Genomic DNA, 16651 nt, shown 5'->3' with positions numbered 1-16651 from the left:
CGATGGAAACTGCGGTGTCCGCGCCGGAGTCGAACTGCGTCCCGGCGACGGGCGATCCAACGGTGTTCGTGCCCTCCCTTTCCTCTGCTTCCAAATTGCTGTGCTGCCTGTCGTGCCGTCCGCCGGTGTCGGAGCCCCACGCGACTTCATGGCCCCGTGCACGTGCGACGGACTGTCTTGCCCGGCGAGCCCCGAAACCAGCATCGGCCCGCCCGCCCTGACCTGGAATTACGTCAGGGTCTTACGTTCCACTTCCGCGTACCTTTCCTTGCTGCGTGCGGTGATGCTTACTTCCCACTGCTGTGCCGAGCGAGCCACGGAACGGGGTCCGGGCCCTGCGTAACGCTCGGTCTGCTTCGTCTGCGTCTTAGCTGATCTCTGCTGTCAACGGGAGAAATGTTAGCAGGCTCGGCGGGAATGTCTAGTGATTCGGACCTAGGTTTTCTCGGCGGCTGCCTCCCGGCTGCAGACCGCGCTGCTGACCGAGCACACACGCCGTCGGCAGGAGCGCGTCGACGCCCAGCTGGCCGCGCTCGGCCGGTGGGCCCGCCGCCGCACCGATCCAGCCGCGCTCGCCGCCGCCGTCAACGAGCAGGCGCTACTGGTCTGCGACATGTGCGCGATCGTCGTCCCCGGACACCAGCACCCCGACGGCGAGGACGACGACCACCACTGGTTCGGTGACAGCTGGTCCGACGTCGCCGGCGACGAATGCCACCAGTGCGGCACCGGCCACCTGCTCCCGTACGCCCAGCACGGACAGATCCCGACCTGGCCGACCGGCTCACCCACCTCCGTGCCCGGCTGACCTGACAGACCGGACGCGATCCTGTCCACGGACAGGATCTGCCCGCGGTCTGTCCGCCGCAGCGGGCGCTACCCGTTGCCGGTGGCGCTTCCAGTAGCGCCGACAGGTTGATGTCCTGAGTGGCGACAAGATCGCGTCCGCAGTCTGCTGGGTGGCGTAGTCGGAGCTCGCCGCGGCACAGCCGAGGCGGACAGCGGCGTCCGAGTCGCCTGCCTGGGCGCTGAGCCGGGCCAGGGCGTGCAGAGCGCCCGGGTCGCCGCGGTCGGCGGCCTGGCGGTAGAGAGAAGCGGCGCCGCTGAGGTCGCCGGACCGCTCGTGGGTGAAGGCCAGGTGTCTCAGCAGTATGTCAGCACTGGGGCGGCAGGGAGTCCTCACCGTTTCGTCGCTCCTGCAACCCAGCAGGGCCACCATGAGAAATATGGACCCGTTGACGATCATGTTGGTGGCCAGCGGTCTTTGCCCCGGCCACCGGGCACGCGCCGCGATGATCGCCATGGTTTTATACGTAGCTGCAGGAGTCATCGCCGCTGCTTTCGGCCCGAGACGGCGCCTGATCCCGCGCCAACGCGACCGCTAATGCGTGATCAGAGTCGAGCACTGGTCTGCCGACCAGTCCTCACCCCCGTAGGGCGGAGGCGAAGATGCCGAGCAGGGCCGTCAAGCGGGGCCGCGCGGCGAACGCGGTCAGCCGCCGCCCGGTCGTCGCGGCGGTCCGGTTGGTGACGAACCACGGCGGCTTCGGAGTGATGCTGAACTGGCCGGTCATCACGGACCGGGGCAGCGGCCGGAACGGCCCGTACACGACCGTCCGTTCGGGCCGGTGCAGCAGCAGCGAGTTGTGCACTACGCCGTGGCCGCTGCCGATGTCCTCCAAGAGATGTCCGGGGAAGGCACCCCAGGTCGCGCGGGCGGTCAGGTAGCCCACACCGGTCCATGCGTTGACACCGACGGTGCCGTAGCGCAGCCGGGCGATGCTCTGCCGCAGGTGCGCGCCGAACTGCCGCCGGGTGCGGGGGTCGATCACCAGGTTGGCGCCCAGCGTGCCGTGCAGGCGCTCGTTGGCGAGGTCGACCGCGGCGTCGAGGAACTCCAGCCCGGTGCCGGGCAGCTCGGCGACGCCGAGGACCGGACCGAAGTATTCGGTGCCGAACGCCGACTCGGCCTCGTCGGCGAGGTCGAGCCCCCACAGCAGGGTGCGTCCGGTGCCGCCGAGCGCCTCGTGGTGCGGATGCGCCTGCCGCGCGCCGGCCACCCGTAGGTCACAGCCCGGATACCAGGCGGGGCGCTCGGGTGCGGTGGCGAGCGCGGCGCGAAGTGCGCTGAGGAACTCCTGCTTCTGCGGCCAGTCCTTGCCGACGATGACGATCTGGGCGGCGATGCAGTTGAAGCCGCTGTTGTGCAGGCGCTGCGTGGCGATGTGCTCGGCCTGGAACCGGATGTCCGCCTTCGACCAGCGGCCGGGCACCACAATGGTCGGGGAGACCCCGCCGAGCTCGCTGGTGATCGGCTTCGTCAGGCGCGGCGTGTTCGCGGCCTTCGCCGCGACACCGGCCGCGCCGGCACCCCAGACGATCGCGTCGTGGGTGGCCTCGCTGCCGGTGATGTGTACGGCGGCGACACCTGGGTGGGTCACCAGGTGGTCGCCGACGGTCGCGTCACCGGTGGCGATGCGCAGATAGCCGCGCTCGATGAACGGGGCGAACACCGCTTCGAACACCGGCAGCAGCGCGTCGGTGATCGGGTTGAGCTTCAGCAGCACCACCCGGTTGTACGCGAAGAGCTGGTAGAGCACGTCCAGCGGCGCGATGGAGGTGATGTTGCCGGCGCCCATGACCACGGCGACCCCGGCGGTCTGTTCCGGCGCACGCAGGCCCAGCCCGGCACGGTCCCGGGTCTCCCCCTCGGTCACGCCGGGCTCCATCCAGACCTCGGCCGTGAAGCCGCTGAGCAGCAGCCGGTCGTAGAAGTGGTGCGGCAGCACCTCGATGGTCACCCGGTCACCGGGGGCGCTACCGAAGCGATACCCGTCCAGCAGGTCGCGCCCCTGGTCCAGGCGGCTCAGTGTCTCGGCCAGGGCGGGCAGGTAGCCGAGGACCGCCCACGGGCCGCTGGTCCATTCCTCGCCGAGCAGCGGGGAGGCGGCAGGCAGCTGCTTGATGGTTCCGGCGACGCGTACCCATTCCTCGGCCCGGGCAGCGACGTTCGCGTGCACGTCCATCAGCAGGGCACGGCGTGCGGCGAGCGACTCGCGGGCCCAGCCGCGCTCGCCGGCGGACAGCTCGGCGAGCATCTGGTCGAGTCGGGCGGTGTCGGTGGAGGTGATGCTCATCGGGGTGAACGTCCTTGTCTGCGTAGGTCGGTATGCGGCGGTCGAACCCGTGGGCCCGTACGGGCGCATTGCGCGGATGCAGGGGTCGGGTCTGTTTCGTGGTGCTGATCCGGACCGCCGCCTGCCGTTCTGCCGACCGGCAGGCGGCGGTGTCCAGGGCCCGGTGCTGGGCGCGCAGGGTCACATGACCAAGTCTGCGGGGGCCTCGACCGCACGCTTGAGGATCTTGCCGGTGGGCGATTTCGGCAGCTCGTCGACGATCCACACGTGCCGCGGGTACTTGTACGCCGCCGCCTGCGTCTTCACGTGTTCGCGCAGCTCGCCGGCGGTTGCCGTGGCACCGTCTTTCAGCGCGATCGCGGCGCACACCTCCTCGCCCAGCTCGGCGTGCGGGATGCCGATGACGGCTGCCTCACGCACCGCCGGGTGCTCGTACAACAGCTCCTCGATCTCCCGCGGGTACACGTTGTAACCGCCACGGATGATCATGTCCTTCTTGCGGTCGACGATGAAGAAGTAGCCGTCCTCATCCATGCGCGCGAGGTCGCCGGAGTGGAACCAGCCGGCCGCGTCGATCACCTCCGCGGTCGCGTCCGGGCGGCCCCAGTAACCCTTCATGATGTTGTGGCCCCGGATCACGATCTCGCCGATGCCGTTCTCGACGTCGCGCAGCGCCATCTCCACCCCTTCGACGGGCGTGCCGATCGACCCGGCCTTGCGCTCGCGGTCGGCATGGTTGAACGACACGACCGGCGAGGTCTCCGAAAGGCCGTACCCCTCCAGCAGGATGCAGCCGAACTCCGCCTCGAACGCGCGTAGCACCTCCACCGGCAGCGCCGCACCGCCGGACGCGCACAGGCGCAGGCTGTCCACATTGAACCTGGCCCGCTCGGGATGGGCCAGCAGCGCGACGTACATGGTCGGCACGCCCTCGAAGATCGTGACGCGGTGCCGATGGATCATTTCGAGCGCGGCTTGCGGGTCGAAGCGCGGCACCAGAGCGAGGCACGCCCCTGCGGCGACGGCCGCGTTGAGACCGCAGGTCTGCCCGAACGAGTGGAACAACGGCAGAGCCCCCAGGACGACGTCACTGGAGGTCAACGTCAACAGGTCGGTCGCGACCTCGGCGTTGCGGATCAGGTTGGCGTGGCTCAGCTCGGCACCCTTTGGCGAACCGGTGGTGCCGGAGGTGTAGAGGATCACGGCGGTGTCGCTGGGGTCGCGCTCGACGATCTGGTCTTGCGGGGAAGTGTCGCCCAGCAGGGCCTCGAACTCGCCCGGCGTCACCAGCAGGCATTCGGTGCCGGCGGCAGCCGCGCCGGCCGTGGCATCCTCGGCGAACCCGTGCCAGGCCAGCACCAGCTTGGCCTGGGAGTCACCCAGGTAGAACGCCACCTCACGGGCCTTGAGCAGCACGTTCATCGGGACCACCACCGCGCCGGCGCGCAGGATGCCGTAGTAGGCGGCGGCGAACTGCGGCACGTTCGGCAGCATGATGCCGACGCGGTCACCGGGTTGCACGCCGTGGTCCCGCAGCAGCCCGGCCACGCGGGCGCCGGCCACGTCGAGCTGCGCGTAGGACACCACCGTGTCGCCGAGTCGCAGAGCGGGGGCGTCGCCGTCGCGGGCCGCCGAAACGGCCAGATTCTGGGCGAGATTGGTCATGTTCAGGTCTCCCTGTTTCGTTCGGCGGATGGTGGTGGTGTCGGTCGGGCCGCGACGGAGGCGTTGCTGTGGACGAGGCTTCCCCGGCGAGCCGGTACTACGTGGGCGTCACGCCGCCAGACGGCGCCGGTCCCGGTCCGGGTCGACGAGCGTGACCGTGGCCAGCCCGCCCAGCAGGAGCAGCACTCCGGAGAGCACGACGGCGTTGCGGTATCCGGCCAGCCCCTGGGTGTCGACCAGACGGCCGATCAGGATGGGCCCGACCAGGCCCGCGACGGTCGCCACGGCGTTCATGAGTCCGAGCGAGCCGCCCCGGCGTTCGGCGGGGGCGAGTTCCGCCACCGTGGTGACCGCGATGCTCGTCATCACGCCGCAGATCCCGAAGCCGAGCACCAGCAACAGCACCGTGACCGGCCCGTGCTGCCCTCCGGACAGGGCGAGACAGCCCACCGCGGCGAGGAGAAGGGTGATGCCGCCGACCCGGGCCCGTGCCCAGCGGCTGCCGACCCCGCGACGCAACAGCCACCCGGTCAGCCCGGCCTGGCCCAGCAACGCGACGGCGTTGACCGCCCAGATCACCGCTACCAGATTCGCCGAGGTGGTGGTGGAGTAGCCCAGCCCGTTGTGCAGATACGAGGGCAGCCAGACCAGGCCCAGGGCTAGCATCCAGTAGGTGCTGGCGTAGGCGGCGGTGACACCGATCCAGCTGCGGGTGGCGAGGATCCGCCGGTAGCCAACTGTGCCCGGACCCGGCTTCGCGGCGGTCCCGATGGCGTCGGCCGCGACCGCGTGGTGGCCCTCCTTGCCGACGAACGCCCACACCGCCGCCCACAGCAAGCCGGCGACCGCCACCACACCGAAGGCGGACCGCCAGCCGTACTGCTGCACCACCCAGGTCAGTACGGGCGCGGCGATCACGATGCCCAGGGTGGTGCCGACGGTGATCAGTGCGCTGGGCAGGTTGCGCCGGTGGTCCGGGAACCAGGACAGCGTGGTCTGCTGAGCGATCGGGAAGGCGGGTCCCTCGGCGGCGCCCAGCAGAATCCGTGAGGCGAACAGCATGGCGACTCCCGCACCGAGTGCCATGGGCGCCTGGGACACCGACCAGAGCAGGATCATGCCCAGTAGCACCCACCGGGGCGGCACGCGGTCGGCCAGGATCCCGCCGACGGCACCGAAGATGGAGAACAGCAGGAAGAAGGCGCTGTTCGCGGCGCCGTACTGGGTCGCGGAAAGGCCGAAATCCTTCATGATCGGGTCGGCGGCCAGGCCCAGGATGGCCTTGTCGGCGAAGTTGACCATCATGAAGGCGACCAGCATGGCGGTGACGATCCATGCGCGGCGCCGGTTGTCTCGGGTCGTCTCGATGGCACCTGCGGGCGTTGCGGGTGCGACTTCGGTATCGGTCACGGGGACTCCGCGGGGGCTGGGACGGGTGTGCCGGTCAGGTCGGCGGGATGCGTGCGATCACGCTCCAGCGTGTGTGACCGCCGACACGCCATTTTCGTTACTGCAAGTATCGTTATTGGGGTTCGCCAAGGCAAGGCCCTCTGCCCCGGAAAGGAACCGAAAGTCCAGCTCGCGGCCGGTCAGGCCACGGCGCGGGCGAGCATGTCGGCCAGGTCGGCGGCGAAACGCTCGTCGGGCAGTTCCTGCTCGATCATCAGGCGGAAGATCATCGGGGCCGCCACCAGCGTGGCCGCGGCCCGTACGTCGACGCCGGCGCGTACGTCGCCGCGGGCGATCCCGCGCTCCAGGATCTTCCGCGTCTCGCTCATGATCCGGGTGGTGTATCGCTGGTACGCGACGCGCACCTCGCCACCCTCCTGCGACGCGGAGATCAGCCCGGCCAGCAGCTGAGCCGTCCCCGGCATCTGGTAGGCCCGCAGCCGTGCGTCGAGCACCGCCCTCAACTCGGCGCGAAAGTCCCCTAGATCGGGCACGCTGAGCGTGCCGATGCGTGTCTCGGCAGCCGCGATGAACAGGTCGTGCTTGCCCGGCCAGCGCCGGTAGATGGCGGGCTTGCTCACCCCGGCACGCGCCGCCACCGCCTCCATGGTGACCGCGGCGAGGCCCTGCTCGGCCACCAGGTCCAGCACGGCCGACAGGACCGCGCCGGTGAAGCGCTCCTCCCGGGGCCGCCCCGGCCTTCGTTCCACCCGCACATCGGCCATACCGGAAGCGTACTGGTGGGGACGCCCCGTCCGCGCAGCGCGCCGAGCCACCCCGGCCGCCCCCCGGCACGGCACGCAGCCGGCCCGTCACCGCCATCAGGGCGTCACGATCGTGAAGCTCGGATCGGGCGCGTCGAGGTAACCGGCCAGCCGCGTGAGGAGCTCGAGGTCACCGTCGTGGGCGATGCCGCCGAGGCCGCTTCCGGCGAGCACCCCCAGCAGGTCCCGCTTGGTCAGGGTGAGGCTCAGGTCGGGCTGCCCGGCCGGCGGGTCCTGCTGCTGCAGAAGCACCCCGTTGCGCAGCGTCGTCCGATACGACTGACCCAGCTCGGTGAACGTCCAGTCGATGACGATGGTGTCGTGCCAGGCCTTCGGGGCGTCGACCCGGATCGCCAGCGTGTCGAAGATCTGCTCGACCGAGAGCACCGCGGCCATGCCACCACCGAGGTCGACCGGTGTGGCGTTCGGACCGTGCCGCAGTTCCTGCGCGCCGGTCAGGTAGAAGTTGCGCCAGATGCCGTTCTCCGCACCGTACGCAAGTCGCTCGAACACCTGGGCCAGCAGTTCCCGGGCATCGCTGCGATCCGGGTCGGCGAAGACGGCGTGCTGCAGCAGCTGCGCGGCGAACCGCAGATCTCCCTCGTCGAGGTAGCCGCGCGCATGGGTCAGCACGGCGTCGACGCCGCCGAGGCAGTCGACGTATCGCTGCGCGGTCTCGACCGGTGGGTGCTGCCACAGGTTCGCCGGGTTGCCGTCGAACCAGCCGAGGTACCGCTGGTAGACGGCCTTGACGTTGTGCGACACCGATCCGTAGTAGCCGCGCGCGTGCCATGCCGTGTCCAGCGCCGGCGGCAACTGGATCATCTCGGCGATCTCGGTCCCGGTGTGTCCCTGGTTGAGCAGCCGCAGCGTCTGGTCGTGCAGGAAGGCGTACAGGTCGCGCTGCTCGGACAGGAACCGCATCATGTCGTCGTGGCCCCAGGTGGGCCAGTGGTGCGAGGCGAACAGGACATCCGCCCGGCCGTCGAACAGCGTGATCGCCTCGGTCAGATACCGCGACCAGATCCGGGCGTCGCGTACCAGCGCACCGCGCAAGGTCAGCACGTTATGCATGGTGTGCGTGGCGTTCTCGGCCATGCACAGGGCGCGGTGGTCGGGGAACAGGAAGTTCATCTCGGCGGGCGCCTCGGTGCCTGGCGTCAGCTGGAACACCATACGCACGCCGTCGATGATCTCCTCCTGCCCGGTACGCGTGATGTGGACCGTCGGCGGGAACAGCGACACGGTGCCGGTGGAGGATGCCAGGCCCAGCCCGAACCCGATCTGCCCGGCAGGTCCCACTGGCAGGGTCGCGCCGTACATGAACCCGGCCCGGCGGGTCATCGCCGTGCCGGCGTACACGTTCTCCGCCACGGCGTGCTCCATGAAGCCCACCGGCGCGAGGATCGGGACGGTGCCGTCGGTGACGCCGGCGACCCCGCCGAAGTGATCGGCGTGGGAGTGGCTGTAGACCACCGCGGTGACCGGGCGGTCGCCGCGGTGGGCGCGGTAGAGGCCGAGCGCCGCCGCGGCGGTCTCCACGCTGAGCAGCGGGTCGATGACGACCACTCCGGTGTCGCCTTCGACGATCGTCATGTTCGAGATGTCCAGGCCGCGAACCTGGTAGATGCCCTCGGTGACCTCGTAGAGGCCCTGCCGGGAGCACAGCTGGCCCTGCCGCCACAGGCTCGGGTTCACGGTATCCGGACACTCGCCCGCCAGCAGCGCCGCCCATCCGTCGGCGTCCCACACGACGCGCCCGTCCGAGGCCGTGACGACGCCGGGGGTCAGCGCCGCGACGAAACCCCGGTCGGCGTTGTCGAAGTCGGGTGCATTGCTCATAGAAAATCTCCATTTGTGTACGCGAGGGGATACCAGCTCGGCCGTCCTGGGACGAGGTCCTTCGTGGTCCGGCCCGCCATGGTCAGGGAGCGGAGCTGTCCGCGGATGACGGCGCGGCGCCGGGGGTGCGCAGCGCGCCCGGCGCGCCGACCGGGACGGCGGGCCGTGCCGGCGCGACCGGAGCCAGGCGCTGGTAGGCCGAGCCCAGCGCCGGTCGCGGGTCAGGCTCGCCGCGATTGGGCCAGAACGACATCGCGCGCTCGGCCTGCGCCGTGATGGTCAACGACGGGTTCACACCCAGGTTGGCCGACACCGTCGAGCCGTCGGCGACGTGGATGCCCGGGTGCCCGTACAGCCGGTGGTACGGGTCGATGACACCGGTCTCCGGAGAGTCGCCGATGGGGCAGCCGCCGATGAAATGGGCCGTTAGCGGGATGTTGGCGATCTCGCCGATGGTGCCTCCGGCGACACCGTCGATTTTGGAGGCGACCCGGCGCGCGGCGTCGTTGGCGGCGGGGATCCAGGTCGGGTTCGGCTCGCCGTGGCCGGGACCGGAGGTGAGGGTGTACCGGCCCAGCAGGTTCCGGCGCCCCCGGACGGTGATGGAGTTGTCCAGGGCCTGCATCACGAGCAGGATGATCGTCCGCTCGGACCAGTTCCTCGGCGAGAACCAGGTCCACTGCCGTGGCTGGGTGAGCAGCGTCCTGGCCCAGGTCACCCAGCGCGGGCGGCCCTGGTCGCCGTCGGTGAGCGCGGTCTGCAGCAACGCCATCGCGTTGCTGCCCTTGCCGTAGCGCACCGGCTCGATGTGCGTGTGCTCGTCGACGTGGATCGAGGACGTGATCGCCACGCCCTGCGTGTAGGCGGGATTCTTGGCCCGCGCCTTGACGCCCAGGATGGACTCGGAGTTGGTACGGGTCAGGTGGCCGAGCCGGGCGGAGATGTTCGGCAGCGAGCCGGTGTCGCGCAGCCGGTGCATCAGCCGCTGCGTGTTGTAGGTGCCGGCCGAGAACACGACCTGCCCGGCGGTGAAGGTGCGCCGGTTGCGCCTACGGCGGACGGACCGTCCCGTCGTCACGGTGTGCACGGCGTACCCGCCACCGGGCAGCGGCTTGACGTCGACGACGGTGGTCATCGGGTGGATGACGCAGCCGTTGCGTTCCGCCAGGTAGAGGTAGTTCTTGTCCAGTGTGTTCTTGGCGTTGTGACGGCAGCCGGTCATGCACGAGCCGCACTCGATGCAGGTGTGGCGTTTGGGCCCGGCGCCGCCGAAGAACGGGTCGTCGACCTCTGTGCCGGGCGGCCGGCCGGCCTCGCCGAAGAACACGCCGACCGGCGTCAGCGTGAAGGAGCGCCCGACGCCCATGTCGTCAGCCACCGACTTGATGACATTGTCCGCCTCGGTGACGGTGGGGTTCTGGGTGACCCCGAGCATGCGCCGGGCCTGGTCGTAGTGGTCTGCGAGTTCGTCGCGCCAGTCGGTGATGCGGGCCCACTGCGGGTCGGCGAAGAACGGTGCGAGCGGCTCGTACAGCGTGTTGGCGTAATTCAGAGAGCCGCCGCCGACGCCCGCGCCGCCGAGGATCACGACGTCGCGCAGCAGGTGGATGCGCTGGATCCCGTACAGGCCAAGAGCCGGGGCCCAGACGAACTTGCGCGCGTCCCAGGAGGTCTTGGGCAGTTGTTCGCTGGTGTATCGGCGCCCGGCTTCGAGCACGCCGACGCGGTAGTTCTTCTCCGTCAGGCGCAGGGCGGACACGGAACCGCCGAAGCCGGATCCGATGACGAGCACGTCGTAGTCGTGGTGGGTCATGAGACGGGGGCCTTCCGCATGGGGTCGGGTTTCCGGGGACGGTGGTGCTCGGGCGCGGCCTCCATGAGGGCCAATACGTTACTGCGAGTATCGTAATTAGCCATCGGCAAAGCAAGACCCTGGCGACAGGAAACCCCGGCCGTCCGCAGCGACGATCTCAGGACGGCCGGACCCCACGCCGAATTGGCCGTTCGGTCGATCCTCGGCGCGGCTTTCGTCGCCCGGCGCCGCTCTCCGGGGCCGCAGCCACTGGTCATGCGCATACAGCCCTGAAACGCTCCCTGCCGTCGGGCATCGACGCCTACGCCGTCAAGGCATCCCGGAGTTTCATCGAGATGCCCGCGGAGAACTGGGACAAGGGCCCTCCGGCGATCAGAACCGGCACCGGCTGTCGCGGGCCGGAAACCGGCGCATCAACCGCACCCTGCACATCATGGCCGTCGTCCAGCTCCGCAACGGCACCGAAGGTCGCGCCTACTACCGACGCAAACTCGCCGCCGGCAAGACTCCGATAGAAGCCGTGCGTGTGCTGAAACGCCGACTGTCCGGCGTCGTCTACCGGCAGATGATCAGAGACACAAAGAAGGTCGAGACGGGTCCGGGAGGACACACAGGGGCGACTCTGCAATCCAGCGCGGCCGATCTGATCCCCTTGATCGACACTTCGGACAAGTCACTTCCCGGACCCGCTGGACCCAGCCTAGAACACCAGCCCTCGTCGCCTCTTGACACAGCGGGGTGCCATGAGCGGATGCGGTGACAGCGTGAGCGACCGTATCCGGCGTTGGTCTATCCGACCGCAGCCTTCGAAATCCAGGAGGTGAGCCGAGGATGGCCGGGAAGGTCGGTACGCCCTGTGGCCCAGAGAAGCCCCTGGACCGGATCCCCGTCCGGAGCGTTGGGAAAGAGCCGAGCGAGCACGGCGCTGCAGAGAGATTCAGGTGGATGCCAGCGGATGCCCAGTCCTTGGGTGATGTCGTGGGTGTGCACCAGTGTCTCGTTCACACCTAGCGCTGCGAAGCCGCTCGGGTCTGTCGGGCCCCAGTGCCACGCTCGCAGCGAAGGACCGGAGGCGGCCAACGCGGTGCTCAGCAATCGTCCTGCGCCGGTGGCTATTCGTAGCAGATCACGGGGAGACGCGTCGTCGCGTACTACCAGGTCGAACGGAAGGTAGGCGGAGTCGGGCAGAGCAGCGAGCTGCCCGGCGTACGCGAGCAGGTCATGCGCGACATGGGCGGCTGTTTCCCAGCAGCTCCAGTCGAGCGCGCCGGCCGGGCGCCGCCAGTCCGCGGACTCGTGCGGCGTAAGTACCCGCACCATCTCGGCCACAGCCTGGTCGACATCACGGCTGTCCAGCGGGCGCACAACAAGGAGCCTGCCAGATCTCGCGCCTCCTTGCTGTGCCGCCGAACGCACGCTCATCAAGCAGATCCGCGTACACGCAGGTCGGCCCAGGGATACGAACGGTGACCGCCTCGGCTTCGCGCGAACGACTGGGATGCGGCCGCTATCGAACCGGCACGCTGCCGGTCCCTGGTGGCAAGGTAGGCACGGATCTGGCCGGACGCCGTTGGATCCGGACCGGCAGCCGGTGGCCGGCACGATCGCGCCCGGCTAATCTGCCGGGAACGCGGGAGGATTCGATGAAGGCTGAAACAACCCGGCTGCGGGCCGACGCCCAGCGCAACCGCGACCACATCGTGTCCGTGGCTCGGGTCGTGTTCGCCGAGATCGGCCCGGGTGCGCCGATGGACGAGATTGCCCGGCGGGCCGGGGTCGGCGTCGGCACTCTCTACCGCCGCTTCCCCGACCGGGGGTCGCTGCTGCGCGCCGTGGCCCTAGAGAGCCTCTCGGCCATCCTGGCCGACGCCCACGCCGCGATCGCTGAGGAGCCGGCCGCCTGGGACGCCCTCACGCGGATCGTCCGCCGGGCCGTCGACCTGCGGTTCAGCACGCACGTGACCATGATGGACGAACACACGCGGCAGGCCCTCAAAGAGGCACCCGACTTCCGACACACCCGCGCCGCGGTGCTCGACCTCGTCGAGCACCTAGTCGAGCGGGCCCAGGCCGAGGGCTCGATGCGGTCCGACGTCGGCGCCGGTGACGTGTTCGCGGTGGTGTCGCTCCTGCTCAAACCGCCACCGAGCCGGTCCGCGGAGATGTCCGACCTGCTGATGCGCCGCTGCTTGACTCTCATCCTGGACGGCCTGCACCCCGGCGGGCAGAGCGTGCTTCCCGGTGAGCCGGTCAGCATCACCGCCCTCCACCTGGATTCCTGAGAGCTCACTGTCAACTCTGGACGATTGTCTGGATTCAGAGCTACTCTCCGCAGAAGCGGATGGTTTTATTCCGCTTAGCTTCGACTGCGACCGATGGAGGTTCCTCGGTGACCGCTCCCGCCTTGCAGACCACCCGCCGCTGCCCGTACGCGCCCCCGGACGAGCACACCCGCATCCGGGACACCGAATCGGGGATTTCCCAGGTCACCCTGCCCAGTGGCCAGGTCGCCTGGGCGCTGAGCCGACTCGAACACATCCGCGCCATGCTCACCGATCCGCGGTTCAGCTCCGACCGCCAGCACCCGAACTTCCCCCGGTTCACCCGCGAGCAACCCGCCTTCGACCTCATGCGCCCATCGATTATCCAGCTCGACCCGCCCGAGCACGGTCCCGCCCGCAAGGCCGTGGTCGGCGAGTTCACCGTGCGCCGCATGGCCGGCCTGCGCCCGCGCATCCAGCAGATCGTCAACGAACACATCGACGCCATGCTGGCCGGCCCGCGCCCCGCCGACCTCGTACGGGCCCTCTCCCTGCCGGTGCCGTCCCTGGTCATCTGCGAGCAGCTCGGCGTGCCCTACCGTGACCACGACTTCTTCCAGAGCCACAGCTCGGCCCTGCTGAGCCGCGTCGTCACCGCCGAGGGCCGGCGGCAGGCGGTCACGGAGCTGCGCGACTATCTCAAAGAGCTGATCGCCGAGAAGGCCGCCGACCCGGCCGACGACCTGCTGGGCCGTCAGCTCGCCCAGGGCAACGATCCCGAGGACGTCCTGTCGTTGGCCTTCCTGCTGCTGATCGCCGGCCACGAGACCACCGCCAACATGATCTCGCTCGGCGTGGTGACGATGCTGGAGCGCCCGGACGAACTGGCGGCGCTGCGCGAGGACCCGGCGCGTACGCTCCCCGCGATCGAGGAGCTGCTGCGGGTCTACACCATCGCCGAGTTCGCCAACTCCCGCGTCGCCGTCGAGGACGTGGAGATCGGCGGCGTAACCATCCGGGCCGGCGAACCCGTCCTGGCACTGAGCAACGCTGCCAACCACGACCCGTCGGCCTTCGACGAGGCGGAAGAGATCAAGCTCGACCGGGGCGCCCGTAACCACGTCGCCTTCGGGTTTGGCATCCACCAGTGCCTCGGCCAAAACCTGGCTCGCATGGAACTGCAAATCGTCTTCGACACCCTCTTCCGCCGCATCCCGACGCTACGGCTCGCCACACCCGCCGACACGCTGCCCTACAAAAACGACGCCCTCATCTACGGCATCCACGAGGTACCCGTGACATGGGAGGACCCGGCATGACCAAGATCGCGGCGGACCTCGACCGCTGCGTCGGATCAGGCCAGTGCGTCCTGACCAACCCCGACGCGTTCGACCAAAGCGATGAGGACGGCACGGTCGTCCTCCTCCAAGACACCCCAGCGGACGACGAGGCCTTGAAGCGGGCACGGATCGCCGTCGAAATCTGCCCGAGCCGCGCCCTCTCCCTGACGGAGTAGCGCTCAATGTAGATCGCCTCCGCCTCGGAGGCGATCGGCTCGGACAGCATCGGCGGGCTCACTTCGGCGATCAAACGGCGCTGACCAGCACGGACGAGGTTTTCGGCACCCGCAAGGTCGGTACGTGAGGTTCAGGCGCCGGAACCTGGAAGCAATTGGCGATCTGATGTGGCAATCTCGGTTCGGACGACCCGAAGCCCGGTTAGGAGCCGAGGTACTTCCCGTACCGCTCGAGCTCGTACATCACCGAGTTTTTCCAGGAACTCGACACCGACTGGACACATGACGGGTGGGCAGCACCAGGCTGAGGGTGGCAAGGTGATCACGGTCGTCAGGGCGGCGCCGGCGCCCCTCGGGGTTGAACACGGCGACCCCGCGCCGCAGCGCGGTGACCAGCAGGGACAGCCCGGCTATGCCGTTGCGGGTGATCATGACGGCGGCGAAGACGGTGTCGCGCGCCAGCGACGCGGTGCCGGGACCGCCGGAGACCATCAACGTGATGATCAGGCCGACCTCGATGACCGGGACGGGCACGGCGAGATCAGTGAGCCGAACGGCTCGCCGACCCGGTGCGCCACCACCTCGGCGTGATGCACCGCGGCAAGCACCGAGCCGGACAGGAGCAGGACGACGGCGACCTCGACCGCCGGGAGCAGATGACGGCCCCAGATCAGGACGAGGGCGACCAGCGCCACGAGCGGCATGATCGTCGCCGAGCGGGTCAGCGGCGTGCCGAACATACCGGGCAGCGTATCCGAAACCGGCGTCCGGTCAGGGCCGACGGCGCCGTCGGCCCTGACCGGACGGGGTTCAGGAGCAGCCGTGCTCCCAGTGCCAGCCGATGAACGCATGCCGCAGGTCGACGGTGTGCCGGCAGGTCGCCGTGCCGTCCCCGGCGAGCACGACCGAGGAGTCGTGGGTGTTGGCGTACCAGGTGCCCGTGACGTCGAAGATGCCGCGGTACGTGAAGTCGGCGTGCGCCGTGAACGTGGCCGCGGGGCAGGCACCGGTGCAGCCCCCCGACCCGGTGGACTCGCGCACGGTCCAGCCCGCGTCCCACGGTTCCCGGTTCGCGTGCGTGCTCACCCGGGCGTCCGCCGCCTGGACCAGACCGTCGCCGGCGCTCCAGGTGTGGTCCGAGTACAGCGCCGTCATCAGGATGTTGCAGCAGTCGTACATCTGCGAGAACGAGTGGAACGTGCGTGGCGCCGCCCCGGCGGCGAGGCTGCGCGCGGCGGTCCGGGCCGCCGGGACCACCTCGACCGGACCGAGGTGGGCGGCGCAGTCGTCGCCGATCGTGACGCTCTGCCGGACCGTCCCGCCGGGGGGTGGGGCGGGCAGGTCGGCCGTGAGGCGTACCTCCGGGCACGCCGAACCGTCCCGCCCGGGGTCGGCGTGGGCCGGCGTCGGAGTCAGGATCAGCGCGGCGGCGGTGGCGATCGCGGCCAGCAGGGCTCCGCGCGTGCGTACCGATCCCCTCAACGGATCGGGTGTGTGGCGCGCGGTGCCTTCGCCGCCGACCGGCGTGCGGCCGCTCGCAGTGAGCCGTCGGGGAAGAAGCCGGTCCTGGTCATGGCCGGGCTGTAGACCGCGTGAGCCGCGGCGTCGGACAGTTCGGCCATGGCCGCGGGATTCAGGTTGTTCGTTGTGTCGCACGCCTGGTAGTAACACGCGTCGAACGCCGCGCCCGCGGTGGCGCCGTACACTGTGGCCTGCGCCTCGATCTTCTTGCCTCGGCGCCGCTGAACATCCCGCCGGCCGGGATGCCCACCGCGATGAACGGGAGCGGCCGTTGAACTCCCGCGACTCGGTGGCCAGCCCCTGCCCCGTGAAGTAGTCGGTGAAGATCCGCTCAATCTCGCCGGATCCGGGTGGACCCGACACGGTCCGGTTCGGCACCGACCGCGATGGTTACCAGGCCATACTCGCCGCCGGCCGCAAGCACACCGATCGGATCTGGGCGGTCGAGGGCTGCAGCGGTATCGGCCGGCACGTCGCCCAGCGCCTGGTCGCCGACGGCGAAACCGTCCTCGACGTGCCCGCCAAGCTGTCTGCCCGGGCCCGGGTGTTCTCCACCGGTCAGGACCGCGAGACCGACCCGGTCGACGCGCACAGCGTCGCCGTCGTCGCCCTGCGAAGGTTCCGCCGCCACCTCATCAGGCCGCCGCCGGGTTGGCTGTACCCGTCTTGGCGCCGCGTGCGTA

The 16651-nt window shown here is 69.7% G+C and carries 17 protein-coding genes; 5 read left to right on the top strand and 12 right to left on the bottom strand.

Going from position 1 to position 16651, the window contains the following annotated elements:
- Positions 1 to 613 precede the first annotated feature (613 nt).
- Positions 614 to 808 carry a hypothetical protein gene (locus tag CHC09_RS41820; RefSeq protein WP_089298820.1) on the top strand — a complete coding sequence of 65 codons (195 nt, stop codon included), beginning with the start codon at positions 614 to 616 and terminating at the stop codon, positions 806 to 808.
- A 616-nt stretch (positions 809 to 1424) separates the two neighbouring features.
- Here the strand turns inward: CHC09_RS41820 and CHC09_RS41810 are convergent.
- From CHC09_RS41810 to CHC09_RS41785, 6 genes are all read right to left on the bottom strand, one after another.
- Positions 1425 to 3137: an aldehyde dehydrogenase family protein gene (locus CHC09_RS41810; RefSeq protein ID WP_089298818.1), complete on the bottom strand. Its 1713-nt coding sequence runs from the start codon at positions 3135 to 3137 to the stop codon at positions 1425 to 1427.
- 180 nt (positions 3138 to 3317) lie between these two features.
- Positions 3318 to 4802 (bottom strand): long-chain-fatty-acid--CoA ligase, encoded by a 1485-nt coding sequence (locus CHC09_RS41805; protein WP_089298817.1) that lies wholly within the window; start codon positions 4800 to 4802, stop codon positions 3318 to 3320.
- A 108-nt stretch (positions 4803 to 4910) separates the two neighbouring features.
- Positions 4911 to 6212: an MFS transporter gene (locus CHC09_RS41800; protein WP_203833280.1), complete on the bottom strand. Its 1302-nt coding sequence runs from the start codon at positions 6210 to 6212 to the stop codon at positions 4911 to 4913.
- Between the two features lie 179 nt (positions 6213 to 6391).
- A complete protein-coding gene (locus CHC09_RS41795; RefSeq protein ID WP_089298815.1) occupies positions 6392 to 6976 on the bottom strand; it encodes a TetR/AcrR family transcriptional regulator in 585 nt (194 codons plus the stop codon).
- Between the two features lie 96 nt (positions 6977 to 7072).
- The gene (locus CHC09_RS41790) at positions 7073 to 8857 is read right to left on the bottom strand and encodes an alkyl/aryl-sulfatase (protein ID WP_089298814.1); all 1785 of its coding nucleotides are present in this window, start codon (positions 8855 to 8857) and stop codon (positions 7073 to 7075) included.
- 82 nt (positions 8858 to 8939) lie between these two features.
- Positions 8940 to 10670: a GMC family oxidoreductase gene (locus tag CHC09_RS41785; RefSeq protein ID WP_089298813.1), complete on the bottom strand. Its 1731-nt coding sequence runs from the start codon at positions 10668 to 10670 to the stop codon at positions 8940 to 8942.
- A 154-nt stretch (positions 10671 to 10824) separates the two neighbouring features.
- Here CHC09_RS41785 and CHC09_RS41780 point away from each other — a divergent pair, with 154 nt between their 5' ends.
- Complete coding sequence (locus CHC09_RS41780) at positions 10825 to 11430, top strand: transposase (protein WP_342352371.1); 606 nt, start codon at positions 10825 to 10827, stop codon at positions 11428 to 11430.
- Positions 11431 to 11459: 29 nt separating this feature from the next.
- Here CHC09_RS41780 and CHC09_RS41775 read toward each other — a convergent pair whose 3' ends face one another.
- A complete protein-coding gene (locus CHC09_RS41775; RefSeq protein WP_089298823.1) occupies positions 11460 to 12026 on the bottom strand; it encodes a maleylpyruvate isomerase N-terminal domain-containing protein in 567 nt (188 codons plus the stop codon).
- Between the two features lie 287 nt (positions 12027 to 12313).
- On the opposite strand from CHC09_RS41775, the gene CHC09_RS41770 reads away from it, so the two are divergent.
- Genes CHC09_RS41770 through CHC09_RS41760 form a run of 3 tightly spaced genes read left to right on the top strand, consistent with a single transcriptional unit; the run spans position 12314 to position 14447 of the window.
- Complete coding sequence (locus tag CHC09_RS41770; protein WP_089298812.1) at positions 12314 to 12952, top strand: TetR/AcrR family transcriptional regulator; 639 nt, start codon at positions 12314 to 12316, stop codon at positions 12950 to 12952.
- 59 nt (positions 12953 to 13011) lie between these two features.
- Complete coding sequence (locus CHC09_RS41765) at positions 13012 to 14250, top strand: cytochrome P450 (RefSeq protein ID WP_373871983.1); 1239 nt, start codon at positions 13012 to 13014, stop codon at positions 14248 to 14250.
- Positions 14247 to 14447 carry a ferredoxin gene (locus CHC09_RS41760; protein ID WP_089298810.1) on the top strand — a complete coding sequence of 67 codons (201 nt, stop codon included), beginning with the start codon at positions 14247 to 14249 and terminating at the stop codon, positions 14445 to 14447. The genes CHC09_RS41765 and CHC09_RS41760 overlap by 4 nt, the downstream gene beginning before the upstream one ends.
- Positions 14448 to 14690: 243 nt before the next feature.
- Here CHC09_RS41760 and CHC09_RS48985 read toward each other — a convergent pair whose 3' ends face one another.
- The 5 genes from CHC09_RS48985 to CHC09_RS41740 all read right to left on the bottom strand — a co-directional run bounded on the left by CHC09_RS48985 (position 14691) and on the right by CHC09_RS41740 (position 16599).
- Positions 14691 to 14981 carry a calcium:cation antiporter gene (locus tag CHC09_RS48985; protein WP_203833281.1) on the bottom strand — a complete coding sequence of 97 codons (291 nt, stop codon included), beginning with the start codon at positions 14979 to 14981 and terminating at the stop codon, positions 14691 to 14693.
- Positions 14951 to 15187: a hypothetical protein gene (locus CHC09_RS48980; protein ID WP_203833282.1), complete on the bottom strand. Its 237-nt coding sequence runs from the start codon at positions 15185 to 15187 to the stop codon at positions 14951 to 14953. Before CHC09_RS48980 ends, CHC09_RS48985 begins: the two co-directional genes overlap by 31 nt.
- A 70-nt stretch (positions 15188 to 15257) precedes the next feature.
- On the bottom strand, positions 15258 to 15929 hold the full coding sequence (locus CHC09_RS41750) for a hypothetical protein (RefSeq protein ID WP_089298809.1): 672 nt from the start codon (positions 15927 to 15929) through the stop codon (positions 15258 to 15260).
- Positions 15926 to 16153 (bottom strand): hypothetical protein, encoded by a 228-nt coding sequence (locus CHC09_RS41745; RefSeq protein WP_089298808.1) that lies wholly within the window; start codon positions 16151 to 16153, stop codon positions 15926 to 15928. Before CHC09_RS41745 ends, CHC09_RS41750 begins: the two co-directional genes overlap by 4 nt.
- Positions 16154 to 16299: 146 nt before the next feature.
- Complete coding sequence (locus tag CHC09_RS41740; protein WP_089298807.1) at positions 16300 to 16599, bottom strand: hypothetical protein; 300 nt, start codon at positions 16597 to 16599, stop codon at positions 16300 to 16302.
- Positions 16600 to 16651: the final 52 nt, after the last annotated feature.

Origin of the sequence: Actinoplanes regularis, from assembly GCF_900188005.1 — a bacterium.
Lineage (GTDB): Bacteria > Actinomycetota > Actinomycetes > Mycobacteriales > Micromonosporaceae > Actinoplanes > Actinoplanes regularis.
This window is presented reverse-complemented; position numbering and strand designations above follow the sequence as displayed.

Excerpts from the sequence above, each read along its gene's own strand:
- CHC09_RS41820 (WP_089298820.1), top strand. The coding sequence starts at position 614 with ATGTGCGCGATCGTCGTCCCCGGACACCAGCACCCCGACGGCGAGGAC.
- CHC09_RS41810 (WP_089298818.1), bottom strand. The coding sequence starts at position 3,137 with ATGAGCATCACCTCCACCGACACCGCCCGACTCGACCAGATGCTCGCC.
- CHC09_RS41805 (WP_089298817.1), bottom strand. The coding sequence starts at position 4,802 with ATGACCAATCTCGCCCAGAATCTGGCCGTTTCGGCGGCCCGCGACGGC.
- CHC09_RS41795 (WP_089298815.1), bottom strand. The coding sequence starts at position 6,976 with ATGGCCGATGTGCGGGTGGAACGAAGGCCGGGGCGGCCCCGGGAGGAG.
- CHC09_RS41790 (WP_089298814.1), bottom strand. The coding sequence starts at position 8,857 with ATGAGCAATGCACCCGACTTCGACAACGCCGACCGGGGTTTCGTCGCG.
- CHC09_RS41785 (WP_089298813.1), bottom strand. The coding sequence starts at position 10,670 with ATGACCCACCACGACTACGACGTGCTCGTCATCGGATCCGGCTTCGGC.
- CHC09_RS41770 (WP_089298812.1), top strand. The coding sequence starts at position 12,314 with ATGAAGGCTGAAACAACCCGGCTGCGGGCCGACGCCCAGCGCAACCGC.
- CHC09_RS41765 (WP_373871983.1), top strand. The coding sequence starts at position 13,012 with ATGGTTTTATTCCGCTTAGCTTCGACTGCGACCGATGGAGGTTCCTCG.
- CHC09_RS41760 (WP_089298810.1), top strand. The coding sequence starts at position 14,247 with ATGACCAAGATCGCGGCGGACCTCGACCGCTGCGTCGGATCAGGCCAG.
- CHC09_RS48980 (WP_203833282.1), bottom strand. The coding sequence starts at position 15,187 with ATGTTCGGCACGCCGCTGACCCGCTCGGCGACGATCATGCCGCTCGTG.